Source organism: Thalassotalea piscium (assembly GCF_030295935.1).
GTDB lineage: Bacteria > Pseudomonadota > Gammaproteobacteria > Enterobacterales > Alteromonadaceae > Thalassotalea_B > Thalassotalea_B piscium.
Map to the genome: position 1 here is coordinate 1,816,618 of NZ_AP027362.1, position 16,400 is coordinate 1,833,017.

At 36.9% G+C, this 16,400-nt stretch carries 13 protein-coding genes and 1 riboswitch; of the genes, 12 read left to right on the forward strand and 1 reads right to left on the reverse strand.

Translation table 11 applies throughout. From position 1 onward, the window contains the following. The first annotated feature begins 23 nt into the window (after positions 1–23). From QUD79_RS07840 to QUD79_RS07865, 6 genes are all read left to right on the forward strand, one after another. Positions 24–998 (forward strand): transposase, encoded by a 975-nt coding sequence (locus QUD79_RS07840; RefSeq protein ID WP_286287992.1) that lies wholly within the window; start codon positions 24–26, stop codon positions 996–998. Positions 999–1,240: 242 nt separating this feature from the next. After that, the gene (locus QUD79_RS07845) at positions 1,241–1,924 is read left to right on the forward strand and encodes a hypothetical protein (RefSeq protein ID WP_184422774.1); all 684 of its coding nucleotides are present in this window, start codon (positions 1,241–1,243) and stop codon (positions 1,922–1,924) included. Positions 1,925–2,265: 341 nt separating this feature from the next. Next, positions 2,266–3,585 (forward strand): polyamine export protein PaeA, encoded by a 1,320-nt coding sequence (paeA, locus tag QUD79_RS07850; protein ID WP_286290630.1) that lies wholly within the window; start codon positions 2,266–2,268, stop codon positions 3,583–3,585. A gap of 322 nt (positions 3,586–3,907) precedes the next feature. Continuing rightward, on the forward strand, positions 3,908–4,066 hold the full coding sequence (locus tag QUD79_RS07855) for a hypothetical protein (RefSeq protein ID WP_184422778.1): 159 nt from the start codon (positions 3,908–3,910) through the stop codon (positions 4,064–4,066). Positions 4,067–4,521: 455 nt separating this feature from the next. Continuing rightward, the gene (locus QUD79_RS07860) at positions 4,522–5,613 is read left to right on the forward strand and encodes an MBL fold metallo-hydrolase (protein WP_184422780.1); all 1,092 of its coding nucleotides are present in this window, start codon (positions 4,522–4,524) and stop codon (positions 5,611–5,613) included. Between the two features lie 155 nt (positions 5,614–5,768). Continuing rightward, positions 5,769–5,942 (forward strand): hypothetical protein, encoded by a 174-nt coding sequence (locus tag QUD79_RS07865; RefSeq protein ID WP_184422782.1) that lies wholly within the window; start codon positions 5,769–5,771, stop codon positions 5,940–5,942. Between the two features lie 55 nt (positions 5,943–5,997). On the opposite strand, the gene QUD79_RS07870 is transcribed toward QUD79_RS07865, so the two are convergent. Continuing rightward, the gene (locus QUD79_RS07870) at positions 5,998–6,486 is read right to left on the reverse strand and encodes a DUF2947 family protein (protein WP_184422784.1); all 489 of its coding nucleotides are present in this window, start codon (positions 6,484–6,486) and stop codon (positions 5,998–6,000) included. 216 nt (positions 6,487–6,702) lie between these two features. On the opposite strand from QUD79_RS07870, the gene QUD79_RS07875 reads away from it, so the two are divergent. The 6 genes from QUD79_RS07875 (at position 6,703) to QUD79_RS07900 (ending at position 16,381) form a co-directional block, all read left to right on the forward strand. Then, positions 6,703–6,951, forward strand: coding sequence for a DUF4282 domain-containing protein (locus QUD79_RS07875; protein WP_184422786.1), 249 nt, complete (start codon positions 6,703–6,705; stop codon positions 6,949–6,951). Positions 6,952–7,697: 746 nt separating this feature from the next. Then, entirely contained in the window at positions 7,698–9,119 is a 1,422-nt protein-coding gene (locus QUD79_RS07880) for an efflux transporter outer membrane subunit (RefSeq protein WP_286290636.1), read from the forward strand. A 2-nt stretch (positions 9,120–9,121) separates the two neighbouring features. Continuing rightward, positions 9,122–10,399 carry an efflux RND transporter periplasmic adaptor subunit gene (locus tag QUD79_RS07885; protein WP_221435133.1) on the forward strand — a complete coding sequence of 426 codons (1,278 nt, stop codon included), beginning with the start codon at positions 9,122–9,124 and terminating at the stop codon, positions 10,397–10,399. Then, the gene (locus QUD79_RS07890) at positions 10,396–13,494 is read left to right on the forward strand and encodes an efflux RND transporter permease subunit (RefSeq protein WP_184422790.1); all 3,099 of its coding nucleotides are present in this window, start codon (positions 10,396–10,398) and stop codon (positions 13,492–13,494) included. Before QUD79_RS07885 ends, QUD79_RS07890 begins: the two co-directional genes overlap by 4 nt. 71 nt (positions 13,495–13,565) lie before the next feature. After that, positions 13,566–13,916 (forward strand): HIT domain-containing protein, encoded by a 351-nt coding sequence (locus tag QUD79_RS07895; protein ID WP_184422792.1) that lies wholly within the window; start codon positions 13,566–13,568, stop codon positions 13,914–13,916. Between the two features lie 98 nt (positions 13,917–14,014). Next, positions 14,015–14,133: riboswitch (TPP riboswitch) on the forward strand. 73 nt (positions 14,134–14,206) lie between these two features. After that, on the forward strand, positions 14,207–16,381 hold the full coding sequence (locus QUD79_RS07900) for a TonB-dependent receptor (protein WP_184422795.1): 2,175 nt from the start codon (positions 14,207–14,209) through the stop codon (positions 16,379–16,381). Positions 16,382–16,400: the final 19 nt, after the last annotated feature.

Genomic DNA, 16,400 nt, shown 5'->3' on the forward strand with positions numbered 1-16,400 from the left:
AATCAAAATTCAAGGATGGTATTATGACAACAGCAAGAAAACAGTTAATTAGCTTAACCGACACCCCTTATTATCATTGTATTTCTCGTTGTGTACGCCGTGCTTTTTTGTGTGGTGAAGATAAAAATACAGGTCAGAACTTTAACCACAGGAAAGGCTGGGTAGAAGAAAAACTACTTAGCCTAACTCAAGTGTTTGCTATTGATGTATGCGCTTACGCTGTGATGAGTAACCACACGCATACCGTACTGTTTATTGATGAAGACACCGCTAAAGGTTGGTCAACCAAAGAAGTGCTTGAACGCTGGCATCAATTATTCAAAGGCACACTACTCACACAGCAATATTGTTGTGGTGATGAAATTCCCGACTATTTAATGTCCTCATTGCTTGAAACAGTTGAGGTATATCGCAGCCGTTTAATGGATATTAGTTGGTTTATGCGCATACTAAACCAAAGTATTGCCACAAAAGCCAACAAAGAAGATAACTGTACAGGGCATTTTTGGGAAGGACGTTTTAAATCACAAGCGTTACTTGATGAAGCCGCCCTTGCAGCTTGTATGGCCTATGTTGATTTAAACCCGGTGCGAGCCAATGTAGCTAAAACACCAGAAAGCTCAGAGAATACTAGTGTCAAACAACGCGTAATATCAGCTAGAAAAGCGACACAGCCAACACTATTATTGCCTTTTATAGGCAACCCACGCCAAACCATGCCAAAAGGCTTACCGTTTGAGCTTAAAGACTACCTTGAACTCATTGAGCTAACAGGGCGCTGTATTCGAGAAGACAAAACAGGGTATATTGATAAACACCAACCAGCACTACTAACAAGGCTAAATATAAAACCTGAAAACTGGTTAACGTTAAGTAAAGATTTTAGAAAGCTCTTTCATGGTGCTGTAGGTCATAGCGATGTATTAACTGACTATTGTGAGCATAAAGGGTTAAAACGACGAGCCAATGTTAACCGTTGTACTAAATTGTTAGCATAGTATTAAGCAAAACTTTTAGTACTACCACTTAAATCCCACCAACACATCAAGCCTGATGTAGTAGTTATGCCTAGAAAACAGTGTTTTTCTACTTTGACTGTAACTTTGCCCAATGTTTTTCAAATTAAGTTTATATTCTTAATCATTGAGTTTATTTTAAGCTGTTTATTAGCTTGCATACTGGCTTTGTTGTAGTAATTTATAAGCGAGTGTCCTTTGTTATTTCATGAGAGAGTCTAAAATTGTACTGTAAACTAATAATAATTTTCTTTGTTTTCTTAACGGGATGTGCAAATACAAAAGTTCATTTATATACTAAGTATTTATCAGAAAATGAATCACAGGATATAATTAAAGAGCTTGAAAGTAATAATTTTACTGTTATTGAAAATACACTTTCAATTCCCGATGGTATTAGAGAATCCACTATAATTTACTCACCTTTTCTCAAGAACAGAGAAGATCTAAGTAATGCTTTAGATTCATTATCTAAAGTAGGATGGTCAGAAATTAGATTAGAATCTTTAGTTAAAGGTAACCATTGGTACGGAAAAAACAGCTTAGGTTTAATTTTGTTACCTAATGGATTAATTAATAGCGACTGGGAAATGAATAAAGGTTTATCCCATAAATATGTTGGCACTGATTGTGATTCTCAAGTTGAGATAGATATACAAGACAATAATCTCTATAAAATAACCTATACAGACAAAAATCAAATAAAGGTAAAACAAGGCTCCTGGAAAATTAGTAGCTATCCTTATTTGGAACTTTCCGCTGAAAACGGTTCTTTGCCTATGTATTTTGAAGCTATAAAAAGAACAGAAGAAGATCTTATTGGTAAGGTCAACATTGTTGAGATTAAGCCAATCCAAAGCTACCAAATGTTTTCTAATTGTAATTTCAGTTATGGTTTGAGAAATTGAGAAAATAGGCCTAACAACACGCCCTGAGGTGGACCGCAAAGCCAAATAACTACAAATAACTAGGACAGTCGCTTATATTTGCTGGTTTTTCTTGAGCCATAATAATGAGGAGGGTCTTGAAATTTGCCAATACTCGCGCCTTGTAATACCCACTTTTTAGCATGACGTTGCATAGAATAAAAAAGCCTTTAATATATTGATTTTAAAATGATAATTTTATTTTGTGATCTTTATAACAAAATAGTTGCTGTCTAACTAATATTCAATAATAATTGCGCACTTTTTAAGTGTAGCAAGACGATGGTTGCAGCCAAGCCAACCCCCGTGATTTGGAGTACAATATGAGTGACTTAATAGGCATAGCCATCTTAATATTATTTGGCGCTTTGTTTGCCATGTCTGAGATTTCCATCGCAGCTTCGCGTAAAATTAAGTTAAGAGTCATGGCCGCTGAAGGTGATGAAAAAGCCGAAGCCGTAATCCGCTTGCAAGAGCAACCAGGCAGCTTTTTTGCCATGATCCAAATAGCCCTAAATGCCATCGCCATCTTAGGCGGTATAATTGGCGAACAAACCCTAACACCTTATACATCTAAGCTGGTCGCGCTTGTGTATACTGGCCCTTTGGCAGAGCAAATTAGTTTCTTGATTTCGTTCTTAACCATCACATCATTATTCATATTGTTTGCCGATTTATTGCCGAAACGCATTGCTATGATAATGCCAGAAGCCGTCGCTGCAAAAATCGTTGGTCTGATGAACGTTATTACTTATGCATTAACGCCGCTTGTTATGTTGTTTAACAGCATCACTAACCTCATCTTACGTATTTTTAAAGTGCCGATGTTGCGTGTGGATGTGGTTACTACCGAAGACATTGTCGCCATGATGGACGCGGGTGCAGAGCATGGATCGTTGCAGCAACAAGAATACCAACTACTAGGCAACGTGTTCGAGCTTGAGGGCCGCACTTTGCCCACAGCTATGACTACACGAGACGCCATCGTTTACTTTGACATCAAAGATGACAGCGCAACTATAAGTGCCAAGATCCTAGAGCACCCACATAATAATTTCTTAGTGTGTGACGGTCACTTAGACCGTGTCGTTGGTTCGGTCGAGTCAAAACAAATATTACGCCAACTTCTTAAGGGCGAATCCGCCCATTTGCAGGACAGCATGATAAATACTGAACTGTTTTACTTACCTGAAACCCTAACCCTGTCAGAAGCACTAAACGAGTTTAAATCTGCGATGCAGCCTTTTGCTATAGTGGTTAACGAATATGCTATGGTTGTCGGTCTAGTGACGTTAAAAGATTTGATGAGTAGTTTTATGGGGGACCTAGTTACTATTCACGGCGAGCCACAAATTGTTCAGCGTGATACCAATTCTTGGTTAGTTGATGGCGTGACGCCCATAGTAGATCTAATGAAACTTCTTGAAATCGACGTATTCCCCAATAATAATCAGTATGAAACCCTTGCCGGATTCCTGATCTATATGTTGAAGCGCATACCCAAACGCACCGATTACGTGATCCTCGACGGTTATAAGTTTGAGGCCATAGACGTTGATGGTATCAGAGTTGAGCAGCTTTTAGTCACACGCATGACCGAACCTACGGTAGCAACATCTAACGATACGAATGTCGTTGCCTAAGCCTTTTTTACTCGGTAAACGTTATTTTCAACAAAAATAAGAAGGACAGTCACTTATATTTATTGATGGTATCAGAGTTGAGCAGCTTTTAGTCACACGCATGACCGAACCTACGGTAGCAACATCTAACGATACGAATGTCGTTGCCTAAGCCTTTTTTACTCGGTAAACGTTATTTTCAACAAAAATAAGAAGGACAGTCACTTATATTTAATTGACTATTTAACAATCTAAAATTAAAGCCGCTAAAAACGTAAACACTTTTATTGTTAAAAATAATATATAAAACGGGTAATTCTACAGGGTCGTTAGGCGAAATTGTTTGTGGCTACGTTCACAACTTTCTTTAATATCATGCTTATCTTATTTTAATGATCCAAGATTCGCCAAAGTGGCTTTAGTAATTTTATTACTAGGGTCTGTTGATCTTTCAGTTTATAGCTCTGTTGCATTTGAAAAAGATGACAGTCGAAGCACTTAATGTAATGTTTGGTTGTTCCAAATGCACATTAAGTAACAAAGAGTGACGCTTTGTCAAGGCAACCCAAAGGGCTATAACTATTTTTCAACCTAACATCGTTAAAAATGGTTAAAGTACGACTGCACGGATGCAGAAGGTAGAGCGACGCAGGATGCCAAAGCCGAGAATAACTACATTGCACCATTTTCGCCTTGTTACCTTAAAAAATAGTCTATAGCAGAGGCTAAAATGAAAGATCAACAGACCCTAATAGAAAACTTTTAGTTTGTTCTATTTATCTTTGGGGTGAAACAATGTTCAACGTAACAAATAAAGCTCTCACGTTTGATAATATCAAGAATAATAATGACAGACGCTTATATTTGTTTATTGTTATTTTTTGTTACTTTTATATTATTCTTTAGCTTAACGTTTTTGTTACACTTTTATGATGGTGAAACTAAAAATTTATAATAATGAAACTAAGTCTTTTAAGCCTGTTCTTTATTTCAGGCATATTAACTGCCTGTGGTAGTGCAAATAATATTTATCGAGTCGACGGAGCAGATACCATAACCCCCTTGCATAAGGAGGGGCAACGCAAAGGTCGCTACCATAATCTTTATCCCGGCGAAAAAAACTACCCAAATAACTGTGAAAGTAACTGCTACCCAAGTAATGCCCATTTACAATGTGAAGATGGAAGTGAAAACTGCCTGTATGTAGGAGAACAAACTATTCCAGCACTTAAAACTGGATTTACTGTACGTTGGCTAGGCCATGCAGGATTTATGATCAATACGCCTAACGGCCAACATGTCGTTTTTGACCCTGTAAAAGATCAGTTTGACTCACCAGTTGATTTAGCCTTTAGGTTGTCATCTGGCTTTTATCGAAAACCCGGTGACTGGTTAACACAGAGCGAATTAGCAAACTTGAACGCAGTTATCTATTCACACCTGCATTATGATCATTTCAATAAAGCCGACATTATAGAAATAGGTAATCAACCACGCTACCTAACTGCGCTCGGCATGGCTGATAATTTCCCTGATGGGGGTTTTAATATTAGTGAAATGGCGTGGTTTGCAAAAACAAACATCGATGATTTAACCATTCATGCAGTACCCGCCCATCACTTTAGTAGCCGCGTATTAGTTCCCTTTATTTATGAAGACAATGATAAAGATTTATGGAATGGATGGTTACTTGAACAAAACGGCAAAACGCTATTTTTTGCAGGTGATACTGGCTATTCAAATCATTTTAACGATATTAAGCAGCGTTATGGCGATATTGATATTTGTTTAATGCCTATTGCGTCGTATTTTCATGCAGAAAGTGCTAAATGGTATCGTTACGTTCATACCACGCCTGAAGATGCTCTAACTGCAGCACAAGACCTTAATTGTAAAGTGATGATCCCATGGGGCTTTGGTAATTCAAGTTGGAAAATGGGTGATCACAGTAGTCATTCAGCATTATTGCGTTTATTGCACATGCACAATGAAATGGACTCCCAGGTACCTCTCTATATTTTAAAAGAAGGTGAAAGTATCGTGCTTTAAGAGAATTTAAAAGGGCAGTCACTTATGTTTTATTGACTGCTTAATAATGTAAAATGAAAACCGCAGTTAGCGTATTTTAATTAAAGTAATATGTAAACTGAGTAACTTAAAAGCCCAACATGTTTTAAAATGAGTATATAACTAGGAGCTATAAAATGGATTGTAATAAAGCTAAACAAGCGAACATCGTTATTTCAATAGTATTTGCACTCGCAATGCTACTGACCTCATACTTCATCGCGGACAAAGACTTATCTCAAAATATTGTTTTTATACTCATTATAGCTTGGTTTGTACCATTCTTTTACTTGAGTAATAAGAGTAAATAAACAATAGCTAGGACAGCCACTTTTTCTGTTAAATCAAAATTAACTTTAATTAAGGTTATTTAACTTGTTTAGTATTTTTATTTCCTAACCTAAATTTACCGTCAGAGGTAAACTGCACCGCTTGTTGGCGTTTTTTACCAATAAGTATAGTGCCATCATCAACAAATAGAAAATTCTTCCAACACCGTTGAAAAGTAATCCAAGTAGTTTCTAAAATTAATTGTCGGTTTATACAATAATAAACAGCGGTGTTATTATCCCAGTTTAAGTATTCGGTAATGCTTTCTGGAAGTTCAGGCGTGTCTGATTCCCATCTGTTTTCCCACTCGCCATTATCAAGCCAAGACTTTTTATTAGCAGGCCAGTCACCCTTTTTAAAAAAGTCAGGATGGTCAGCTTGTTTACTAATAAACTCATCCCATAAACTGTTGGCACGATTTGAATTCATTGGTTTAATTAAGCTTTTAGTTTTTTCATCTAACGGCATACTTTGGTGGCGAAAAATCCATGCATACTTGAAGTCATCGAGCTTAATATAGTTCATTAATTACCTAATTAGTTGACGTGAAATGAGTTTGTCATTTAACTAGGCTTTATATAGATATTTATTTATTAAAGCAACTTTAATTATTAGGTAGATATTACTCTTGCTCTAGTAAAATGTACTGGTTTAATATTTAATAGGCTTTTAACGTTAAACTTTAAAACTCCGCTGTTTAACGTGAGCATATAGGAGTTATTAATAAAAAAGGACTTATCTATGAAAGATATTTTTTTCTTTGATTCAATGTTAACCCCCAAAATAATTACCTTTGTTTATTGGTTGATGTTATTTGGTACGGTTGTTTCAGGGTTGGGCGCTATGTTTACTGATTATGGTGGCGGTTTCTTTGCTGGCTTGGGCATTATTATCGGTGGGGCAATTGGCTCAAGAATTTGGTGTGAATTATTAATTGTACTGTTTAAAATTCATGAAAATCTGCAAAAAATCGCCAATAAATCTGAGTAAATAATTTAGGGTCTGTTGATCTTTCAGTTTATAGCTCTGTTGCATTTGAAAAAGATGACAGTCGAGGCACTTAATGTAATGTTTGGTTGTTCCAAATGCACATTAAGTAACAAAGAGTGACGCTTTTTCAAGGCAACCCAAAGGGCTATGACTATTTTTCAACCTAACATCGTTAAAAATGGTTAAAGTAGAATGCTACATTGCACCATTTTCGCCTTGTTATCTTAAAAAATAGTCTATAGCAGAGGCTAAAATGAAAGATCAACAGACCCTAGTAGTGCGGTGTAAAATTATTTAATGCGTTAACAAGCGTTGTTAACGCATTTTAATCTTATTATCAGTTGCTAACAAACTCTTCCTGCCTAATGTTTTTATAATACCAATTTCACTAACTATGTGATCATTTCTACTGGTTAAAACAATCAACTACTGCGTTATTTATTTTATAATTATCGCTACAAGGATGCAGCTTATGTGGGCAATGCAGGTGCATAATTGCCCTGAACAACTAGTTATGAAAATAAATTCCTTGTATTTGACTGTTTTCACTGCGTATAAAATAGATCAATTAATTAAACTGGTATAACAGCATCTACAATTTTCACAAAATATCGTATAAACCATGTAATTCGTCTTAAATGTAAAGCTATGTAAAGGTAATTGTTTCAAAATGAATGTATTAGTACCATTTAACTGAAATATTAAGTGGTGAAATGCTACTTCTTTTACAGGTAGAAACAATCCAGATGAGCCGTACTAAAAAATTTAAATATCTACTACCAACAATTGCAGTATTATCAGCGTGTGCTGGCCCAAGTGCTGTTACAGATAATGTAAAGCAGTTAACAGCACCGAGTAATTGGTCAAGTGAACGAGACGCTTCAAGTAATATTGAAGATAATTATATTGAGATTAATAATTGGATCAAAAGTTTTAACCACCCACAGTTATCACAACTTATTATTCAAGCGACTAAAAACAATTATAATTTTAAAGCGCAATCAGCGAAGCTAGCCATAGCTAAATCACGCATTCAAGTAGCTGATGCGTCTGATCTTCCTGAGTTATCATTATCTTTAGGGCAGTCTCGCCGTAAATCAGTTTCAACTGATGAAACTAACTATACCAATTCAGCTGACATTAACCTGCAATTAAGTTATGAATTAGACCTTTGGGGTAAGTTATCTGACGAACAAACAAAAGCACAACTAAATTATGCCAGTGAATTAGCCCAATACCAGCAAGCAGAACTGAATTTGGTTGCTGATGTGAGTAAAGCTTATTTTAACTTAGTAGAAGCAAAGTCATTACTTTCTTTATACCAAGAGCGTGCAAATAATTTAAAAAATAATTTAGAGATGATTCAGTCATCTTACCGCTTAGGGTTAAGTGATGCGTTAGATGTTTATTTAACTCAGAATGATGTTAGTAGAGAATTAGCAAGAATTGCTGAACAACAGCAACAAGTTGCTACAAAAGGCCGTGCATTAGAGTTACTACTTGGTGAATATCCTGATGCAGATATTACCTCTGATGTTCAATTAACAAGTTTTGATACCCAAATAACCCAAGGTATACCCTCAGATATTTTGACTAGACGTAGCGATATTATGGCTTCGTGGTATGAATTAATGTCATTAGATGCAAGTTTAGCAATTGCTCATAAACAACGCTTTCCCCGTATTTCGTTGACGGCATCAACCGGTGACAGTGCTAATGAGCTTGGTAATTTATTAGACAGTGGTGCAATGGCTTGGTCACTTATTGGCAATTTAACTATGCCATTATTTAATGCTGGTCGATTAGCAGCACTTGAAGAACAGGCGCGTTTAGCCGTTGTTCAAAAAGAGCAACTGTACCTACAGCAAGTTTATCAAGCGTTTGCCGAGGTTGAAAACACCCTTGCTAATGCAAAAGCACTAAAGGAACGGTTTAACCATTATGAGAAAGCAAAAGATAATGCTATTTCAGCCGAAACTATTTCTTTTGATCAATATTTAAAAGGTCTTGTTACTTACACTACTGTTCTAGAGTCACAACGCCGTGCTTTTGATGCACAGTCAACCTTAATACAATTGCAAAATCAATTATTAGCTAACCGTATTTCATTATTTGTTGCTTTAGGTGGTTCGCCATTTAGTGAGTCAGCTAATTTACAGAGTAAATAAACATGTCTTTAAAAATTAAAAAGTTAATCCCTCTACTTGTTATTACAGCTTTTCTGTTAACTGCTTACATTGTTAGCCAAAACCCACCTCAAACTAAACGAGGTAGACCTAGTTCAGCGCCGCAATTGACCGTAGATGTAGTAACACTAAAAAAAGCTGATACAACAATCTTTATCAATAGTTATGGCAAAGTAAAACCAAGAACTCAAAGTATTTTGTTGCCGCAAGTCTCAGGACAAATTATGGAAATTAGCCCAAATTTTAGAGATGGTGGCTTTTTCGATAAAGGCGATATGTTGTTAAAACTAGATGATAGAGACCATAAAGCTGAAATTGAAATAGCTAGATCGGCGCTTTTTACTGCTAAACAAGCATTAAGTGAGGAAAAAGCCAGAGCAGAACAAGCTAATCAAGACTGGCAACGCCTAGGTAATAAAGGTGTTGCTTCTGATCTGGTATTGCGTAAGCCACAATTAATGTCAGCACAAGCAAAAGTATCGTCTGCAAAAGCGAGTTTGGCAAAGTCAGAATTAGCGCTAGAACGTACTAAAATTAAAGCGCCATTTACAGGTAGGGTGTTGCGTAAAGAGGTTGATGTGGGCCAAGTGGTTTCATCTGGTACTAAATTAGCTGAGATATTTGCGGTTGACTATGTAGAAGTTCGTTTACCTATACAAAATAAAGACCTTTCATACATTGATTTACCAGAAAATAATCGTTTTCAAGGACAAGTAAGTTATCAGCCTGAAGTTGAGTTATCGTCAGATATTATGACAATAGCACAAACTTGGAAAGGGAAGGTAGTGCGCACCGAAGGAGCGTTTGACACAGCCTCACAGCAATTGTTTGTTGTTGCACAAATTGATGATCCTTACGGGATTAATCAATCTGAAGGGTTACCATTAAAGATTGGTCAGTACGTTAAAGCAAAAATTAAAGGAAAAGAGTTAAAAAATGCTTTAGTGGTACCTAATCAATCAATTTACCAAGGCAGTTACGTTTATATTGTTGATAATAATGTCTTAAAAAGAAAAGAAGTCTCATTAGCATGGCAAAACGACAAAATTGCTATCATTCGTTCAGGGTTAACTGAAGGCGAGCTTTTGGTAGTTACGCCTTTAGGACAAGTTAATTCTGGCACTCCAGTTGCCATTAATGCTAGAGATGGTGTTGTAGTTAAACCGACTAAACAAGCAAGTGGTAAAGCAACTAAAGGTACAGGTACAGGTAAAAGAAGTGAAAACAACCAACGTAAATCTGCCGAAGGTGAACAATTATGATAGCTTGGTTTGCGCGTAATCATGTTGCTGCTAATTTGTTAATGATCACTATATTTTTATCAGGATTATTTTCATTAAAAGGCAATATCCCACTAGAAGTATTTCCTTCATTTGAGTCTGATATAGTTAATGTAAGTGTTTCTCTGCGAGGTGCAACACCAGAAGATGTTGAACAAGGTGTCTCCATCCGTATAGAAGAAGCAGTACAAGATCTTGAAGGGATCAAGCATATTTCATCAACATCTGTTGAAGGTTCAGCCCGTGTTCGTATTGAGGCAGAGTCAGGCTATGATGTTCGCGAACTATTGTCAGATGTTAAAAGTCGTGTCGATGCCATTAATACGTTTCCTGTAGAAGCGGAAAAACCAACCACTTCAATTTTACAACGTACCAGAGAGGTTATTTCGGTTACAGTTTCTTCAATCTATAGTGAAAAAGAGATCCGAGAATTTGCGGAAAAAGTACGTGATGACTTAATGACCTTACCTGAAATAACACAACTTTCATTAGATGCGGTGAGAAATTATGAAATTAATATCGATGTTAGCCAAGATAAATTAAACCAATATCAAATTACCATAGCTGATATTGCTAACGCAGTAAAAGCGAGTTCACAAGACTTATCCGCAGGTAATGTTCGTACAGAAGGCGGAGACGTTTTAGTTCGCTCGAAAGGTCAGGCATACCGCCGTGATGAGTTTGAACAAATTATCATTAAGACAAACGAAGACGGTACTTTATTGCAATTGAGCGATATTGCCACCGTTAATGATGGCTTTGAAGAAACACCATTAAGAGCGCGATTTAACGGCAAGCAAGCGGCAATGATCGAGGTTTATCGTATTGGAGACCAAAGTGCTATTGAAGTTGCTGATGCAGTTAAGGCATATATTGACAACAGACAAGCAACATTACCTGAAGGGTTTAACCTTGGTTATTGGCGAGACAGCTCTGAAATTGTTAAAAGCCGGCTCAACACCTTGATCACTAATGCCTTGCAAGGTGGTTTTTTAGTTTTACTACTCTTGACCTTGTTTTTAAGACCATCTATAGCTTTTTGGGTGTTTATTGGTATTCCCGTAAGCTTTATGGGCGCGTTTATTATGATGCCTTTCTTTGGGATTTCTATCAACGTAATGAGCTTATTTGGTTTTATTCTAGTACTTGGCATTGTAGTTGATGATGCTATTGTTACTGGTGAAAATATCTACCGGCATACCCAAACTGCAAGTTCTGGATTAGAAGCTGCAATCAAGGGTACCGAAGAAGTGGCTGTGCCAGTTACTTTTGGCATATTAACAACCGTTGCGGCATTTCTTCCTTTGGCATTTATTGAAGGTATGCGAGGGGCAATGTTTGCGCAAATTCCAGTTATTGTTATACCTGTACTTTTATTCTCGTTGATTGAGTCTAAGTTTGTATTACCGTCTCACCTTAAAGGCTTGAAACTACGTAGTGAAAAGACCAAACAGTCGAAACTGAGTGCTTGGCAAGAACGTTTTGCTGATGGCTTTGAAAATGCCATATTAAAATATTATTACCCTATATTAAAAAAAGCAGTATCGAATAAATTAACAACACTGGCCCTATTTGTTGGTGTGTTTGTACTTATTTTAACCTTTATTACTTCTGGTTGGGCAAAGTTTACCTTCTTCCCTCGTATACCAAGTGAAGTGGTTAGAGCAACGTTAACTATGCCTGTTGGCAGCTCTTATGACGTTGTTGATGGGTATGTTGAGCGCATGGTTAATGCGGCTAATGTCTTGAAAGAAAAATACCAAGATGAAGAAGGTAATAGTATTATTTTAAACAGTATGGCAATTACACGTAATGAAACTGGCCGAGTTATGTTTGAAATATTACCTGCCGATATAAACGAAACAGGAATAGGATCTCAGCAGTTAGTCAGTGAGTGGCGTCAACTAATTGGAACTATGCCCGGCGCTGAAAGTTTAAATTTTCGGGCTGAAATTGGACGTGGGGGCGATCCGATTAATATTCAATTAAGTGCAAATGACTTATCAACACTTAAAGAAGTGTCGGCTCAAGTGCGCCAACAAATAGCGACTTATCCTACTGCTTTTGAAATATCAGACAGCTTATCTAATGGTAAAGAAGAAATTCAAATCGAATTAACTGATCAAGGGCACGCTCTTGGTCTAACAAGATCAGTTGTTACTAATCAAGTGAGATCAGCCTTCTTCGGTTCACAAATTCAACGAATTCAGCGCGGTCGTGATGATGTTAGGGTGATATTACGCTATCCGTTATCTGAGCGACAATCTTTATCAAATTTAGGTGAAATGCTAATAAAAACGCCTAATGGTGGACAAGTACCATTAGCACACGTAGCTACATTTAATCCAGGTAAAAGCCCATCGGCCATTAATCGAATAGATAGGTTTAGAACAGTGAATGTTACCGCCGATGTTGATAAAACAGCGACTAATATGACCGTACTGAATGCTGATTTGAAAATGTATTTAGATGAATTAATGAATAAGTATCCAGGAGTTAGCTATACCTTTGAGGGGGAGGCTAAAGAGCAAGCTGAGTCTTTCAGTAGTTTAGGTTTTGGGCTCATGTTCGTGTTTTTCATTATTTATTGCTTACTAGCGATACCTTTTAAGTCTTATATTCAGCCGTTAATTGTAATGTCGGTTATTCCTTTTGGTGCAATTGGTGCAGTACTTGGTCATTGGATTATGGGGATGGACCTTACCATTATGAGTATTTTAGGTTTAATGGCTTTAATTGGTGTAGTGGTGAATGACAGTTTAGTACTAGTTGATTTTATCAATAAAAAACGTGAGCAAGGTATGGCGCTAATGGAAGCTGTTTTAACAGCAGGGCAGTCTCGTTTTAGACCCGTTATGTTAACATCGCTAACCACATTTTTTGGTTTGATGCCGTTACTTTTTGAAACGGCTACCCAAGCACAATTTTTAATTCCTATGGCAGTATCTCTTGGTTTTGGAATTATCTTTGCGACCTTTATCACCTTAGTGCTTATTCCAGTTAATTACATGTTAGTTGAAGAGCTAAAGCGTTATACAAAAAAGGGTACTGAAGCATTAAAATCAGTAACCGCTTAACTTATACATAAAGGAGTGTTGCTTTTGTGTTTTAATAGCAATACTTCTTTATCATTTATGGAGCGTTAATTATGGCTGAAGAAACCATATTTTCTAAAATTGTAAGACAAGAAATACCAACCCCACTGTTGTATCAAGACGAGCTAGTGACTGCATTCCGTGATATTTCACCGCAAGCTAATACGCATATTTTAATTATTCCCAATAAGTTAATACCTACAGCGAACGATATTGAAGAAAGTGATGAATTAACTATGGGCCGAATGTTTACTGTTGCTAAAAAGTTGGCAAAAGAAGAAGGTATTGCCGAAGATGGGTATCGATTGATTATGAATTGCAATCAACATGGTGGACAAGAGGTCTATCATATTCATATGCATTTAGTCGGTGGTCAACCATTAGGTAAAATGCTTGACCTGTAAGATGTATAATAATTCTGTTGTTATTTAAGTATCTCAATAGGTAATTAACCGTATTATCAACAAAGGCTGTACATTTAACCAAATATTGATAATATGCTGCACGAACCAAGGGGTGTCCTTACTAAGTTTACTTTGTAACGGGCTGAGATGTGATATTTGCAAACCCTTTGAACCTGACCCGGATAATTCTGGCGTAGGAATGGTTAGTGTTTTCTATATTCTTATAACAGAATAATGGATCACACTTTTTATCTTATGCCAGTAATGTGTATTTACCAATTGAGATAAACATGACATTCAAAAAATCTTCATTAGCAATTGCCATTACTGTTTCACTTTTCACCCCCGTTTCATTTGCGCAATCTACCGAGCAAGCCGTTGAAAAGATCACAGTAACGTCAAACTTCAAAAAACAATCATTAGCAGCAACACCAACAAGTATCGCTGTCATTAATCAGCAACAACTTCAAGACCAAAGTGTTCAGCACTTTGATAACGTATTATCAAGTATTGCAAATGTTAATTTTGCTGGCGGAACATCAAGACCAAAGTATTTTCAAATAAGAGGCGTTGGAGAGCGTTCTGAATATAATGGCGCTCCTAACGCTTCCGTTGGCTTTATTGTTGATGATATTGATTTGTCTGGCTTAGGAATGGCCGCAAATTTATATGATGTTAGCCAAATAGAAGTATTAAGAGGCCCACAAGGCACTCGTTTTGGTGCAAATGCGTTAGCCGGTCTTATTTATGTTCAATCGAATGAACCTACCGATGTTGCAGAGCACGGAATAACTTCCAGTTTCGGTGATGACCAGTTACTGACTTTATCAGGCTTTAGTTCCGGAGCATTATCTTCTAATGTAAATTACCGAGTAAGTTTAGAGCATCACCAGCAAAATGGTTATAGCAATAATTCATTTTTAGACAAAGATGACACTAATAATATTGATGAACTAACGGGCAAAATTAAAATTAATGCGCAACTTACCGATGAATTGGCGATCAAATTTACCTTATTATTCGCTAATATGGATAACGGTTTTGATGCATGGACGCTAGACAATAACGGTTTTCAAACACTAACTGATGTACCAGGTGTTGATAATCAAAAATCTATTGGTAGTGCTTTAAAGTTTGAATATACAGGCTTTGATACAATTGACTTAACTGCTATTTCGAGCTTCACCACAACAGATCATCAGCATGCTTATGACGGAGACTGGGCAAATCCTGAATATTGGGCAAGTAAAGAGTGCCTTGATGAATACGATGAAAATGGTAATGGCGAATACGATGATACGATTGCTTGTGTGTATGATTACCTTTGGGACAAAAAAGCGGAACGCGACGTATTATCGCAAGAGTTTCGCTTTAGCAATAAAGATAACAATAAATTATTTGCTCAAACAACGGATTGGTTGCTAGGAATATATGTAAGTCGACTCGAAGAAGATAACATTACCGAAGAAATGTACAATGGTTGGGCATCCGACACAATATTTGCACACTATAAAGCGACTAATTTGGCAGTGTTTGGACAGCTTGACAGTGAATTGACTTCAGGTTATCAGCTTTCAGTTGGATTGCGAGTTGAAAAACGAAGTAGTGACTACAACGACTTTACATTAAGCGGTGGGATTGGAGATGTCTTTTCCCCAAGTGAAACTATGTGGGGCGGTCATATTGCGTTAAGTAAACAACTTAATGATCAGCATAATGCCTATATCAGAGTTGCGCGGGGCTATAAAGCTGGTGGTTTTAACATGGGCCTTCCTACACAATTAGCTAAATTTAAAGAGTTTGAGACCGAAACATTACTCAATTACGAATTCGGTCTAGACTCACAATATTTTGAAAAACGCTTGAGCTCACGTTTAGCTATTTTCTCTATGGATCGACAAGATCAACAAGTTAATGCCTCACAGCAAAATCCAGATAAACCACAGCAGTTTACAATTTACACGGCTAATGCAACAAGCTCTTCAAGTTATGGTATGGAAATGGATGTGTCATGGCAGTTAACCAGTGACGTTGTTCTTTATTCTACACTGGGCTATTTACGGGCAAAATATGACACGTACGCCTATTTTGACAAGTATGGGAGCAGCATTGATATATCAGATCGTGAATTAGCGCATGCGCCCAAATTTAGTTATAGTTTTGGCGGTACTTATCGAAATGATTCTGGCTTTTTCTTTAATGCGTATGTTGCGGGGAAAAGTGGTTTTTATTTTTCGGATAGTCATTCTGAGAAAGCAGATAGTTCATCGACAGTTAATGCACGTTTAGGTTACGAAACTAACGATTGGTCTATTTATTTATGGGGTAGAAACCTGGCCGATGAAAAAGTTGCAACACGCGGCTTTTACTTTGGTAATGAGCCTGACATTGGCTGGGCTGCTAAAAAATATCAACGATATGCTGCCCCCAGACAATTGGGCGTTACATTTGATTATCAATTTTAGTTTTTATTAACGTGACAGA

Excerpts from the sequence above, each read along its gene's own strand:
- QUD79_RS07840 (WP_286287992.1), top strand. The coding sequence starts at position 24 with ATGACAACAGCAAGAAAACAGTTAATTAGCTTAACCGACACCCCTTAT.
- paeA (WP_286290630.1), top strand. The coding sequence starts at position 2,266 with ATGAGTGACTTAATAGGCATAGCCATCTTAATATTATTTGGCGCTTTG.
- QUD79_RS07860 (WP_184422780.1), top strand. The coding sequence starts at position 4,522 with ATGAAACTAAGTCTTTTAAGCCTGTTCTTTATTTCAGGCATATTAACT.
- QUD79_RS07865 (WP_184422782.1), top strand. The coding sequence starts at position 5,769 with ATGGATTGTAATAAAGCTAAACAAGCGAACATCGTTATTTCAATAGTA.
- QUD79_RS07870 (WP_184422784.1), bottom strand. The coding sequence starts at position 6,486 with ATGAACTATATTAAGCTCGATGACTTCAAGTATGCATGGATTTTTCGC.
- QUD79_RS07875 (WP_184422786.1), top strand. The coding sequence starts at position 6,703 with ATGAAAGATATTTTTTTCTTTGATTCAATGTTAACCCCCAAAATAATT.
- QUD79_RS07880 (WP_286290636.1), top strand. The coding sequence starts at position 7,698 with ATGAGCCGTACTAAAAAATTTAAATATCTACTACCAACAATTGCAGTA.
- QUD79_RS07885 (WP_221435133.1), top strand. The coding sequence starts at position 9,122 with ATGTCTTTAAAAATTAAAAAGTTAATCCCTCTACTTGTTATTACAGCT.
- QUD79_RS07890 (WP_184422790.1), top strand. The coding sequence starts at position 10,396 with ATGATAGCTTGGTTTGCGCGTAATCATGTTGCTGCTAATTTGTTAATG.
- QUD79_RS07895 (WP_184422792.1), top strand. The coding sequence starts at position 13,566 with ATGGCTGAAGAAACCATATTTTCTAAAATTGTAAGACAAGAAATACCA.
- QUD79_RS07900 (WP_184422795.1), top strand. The coding sequence starts at position 14,207 with ATGACATTCAAAAAATCTTCATTAGCAATTGCCATTACTGTTTCACTT.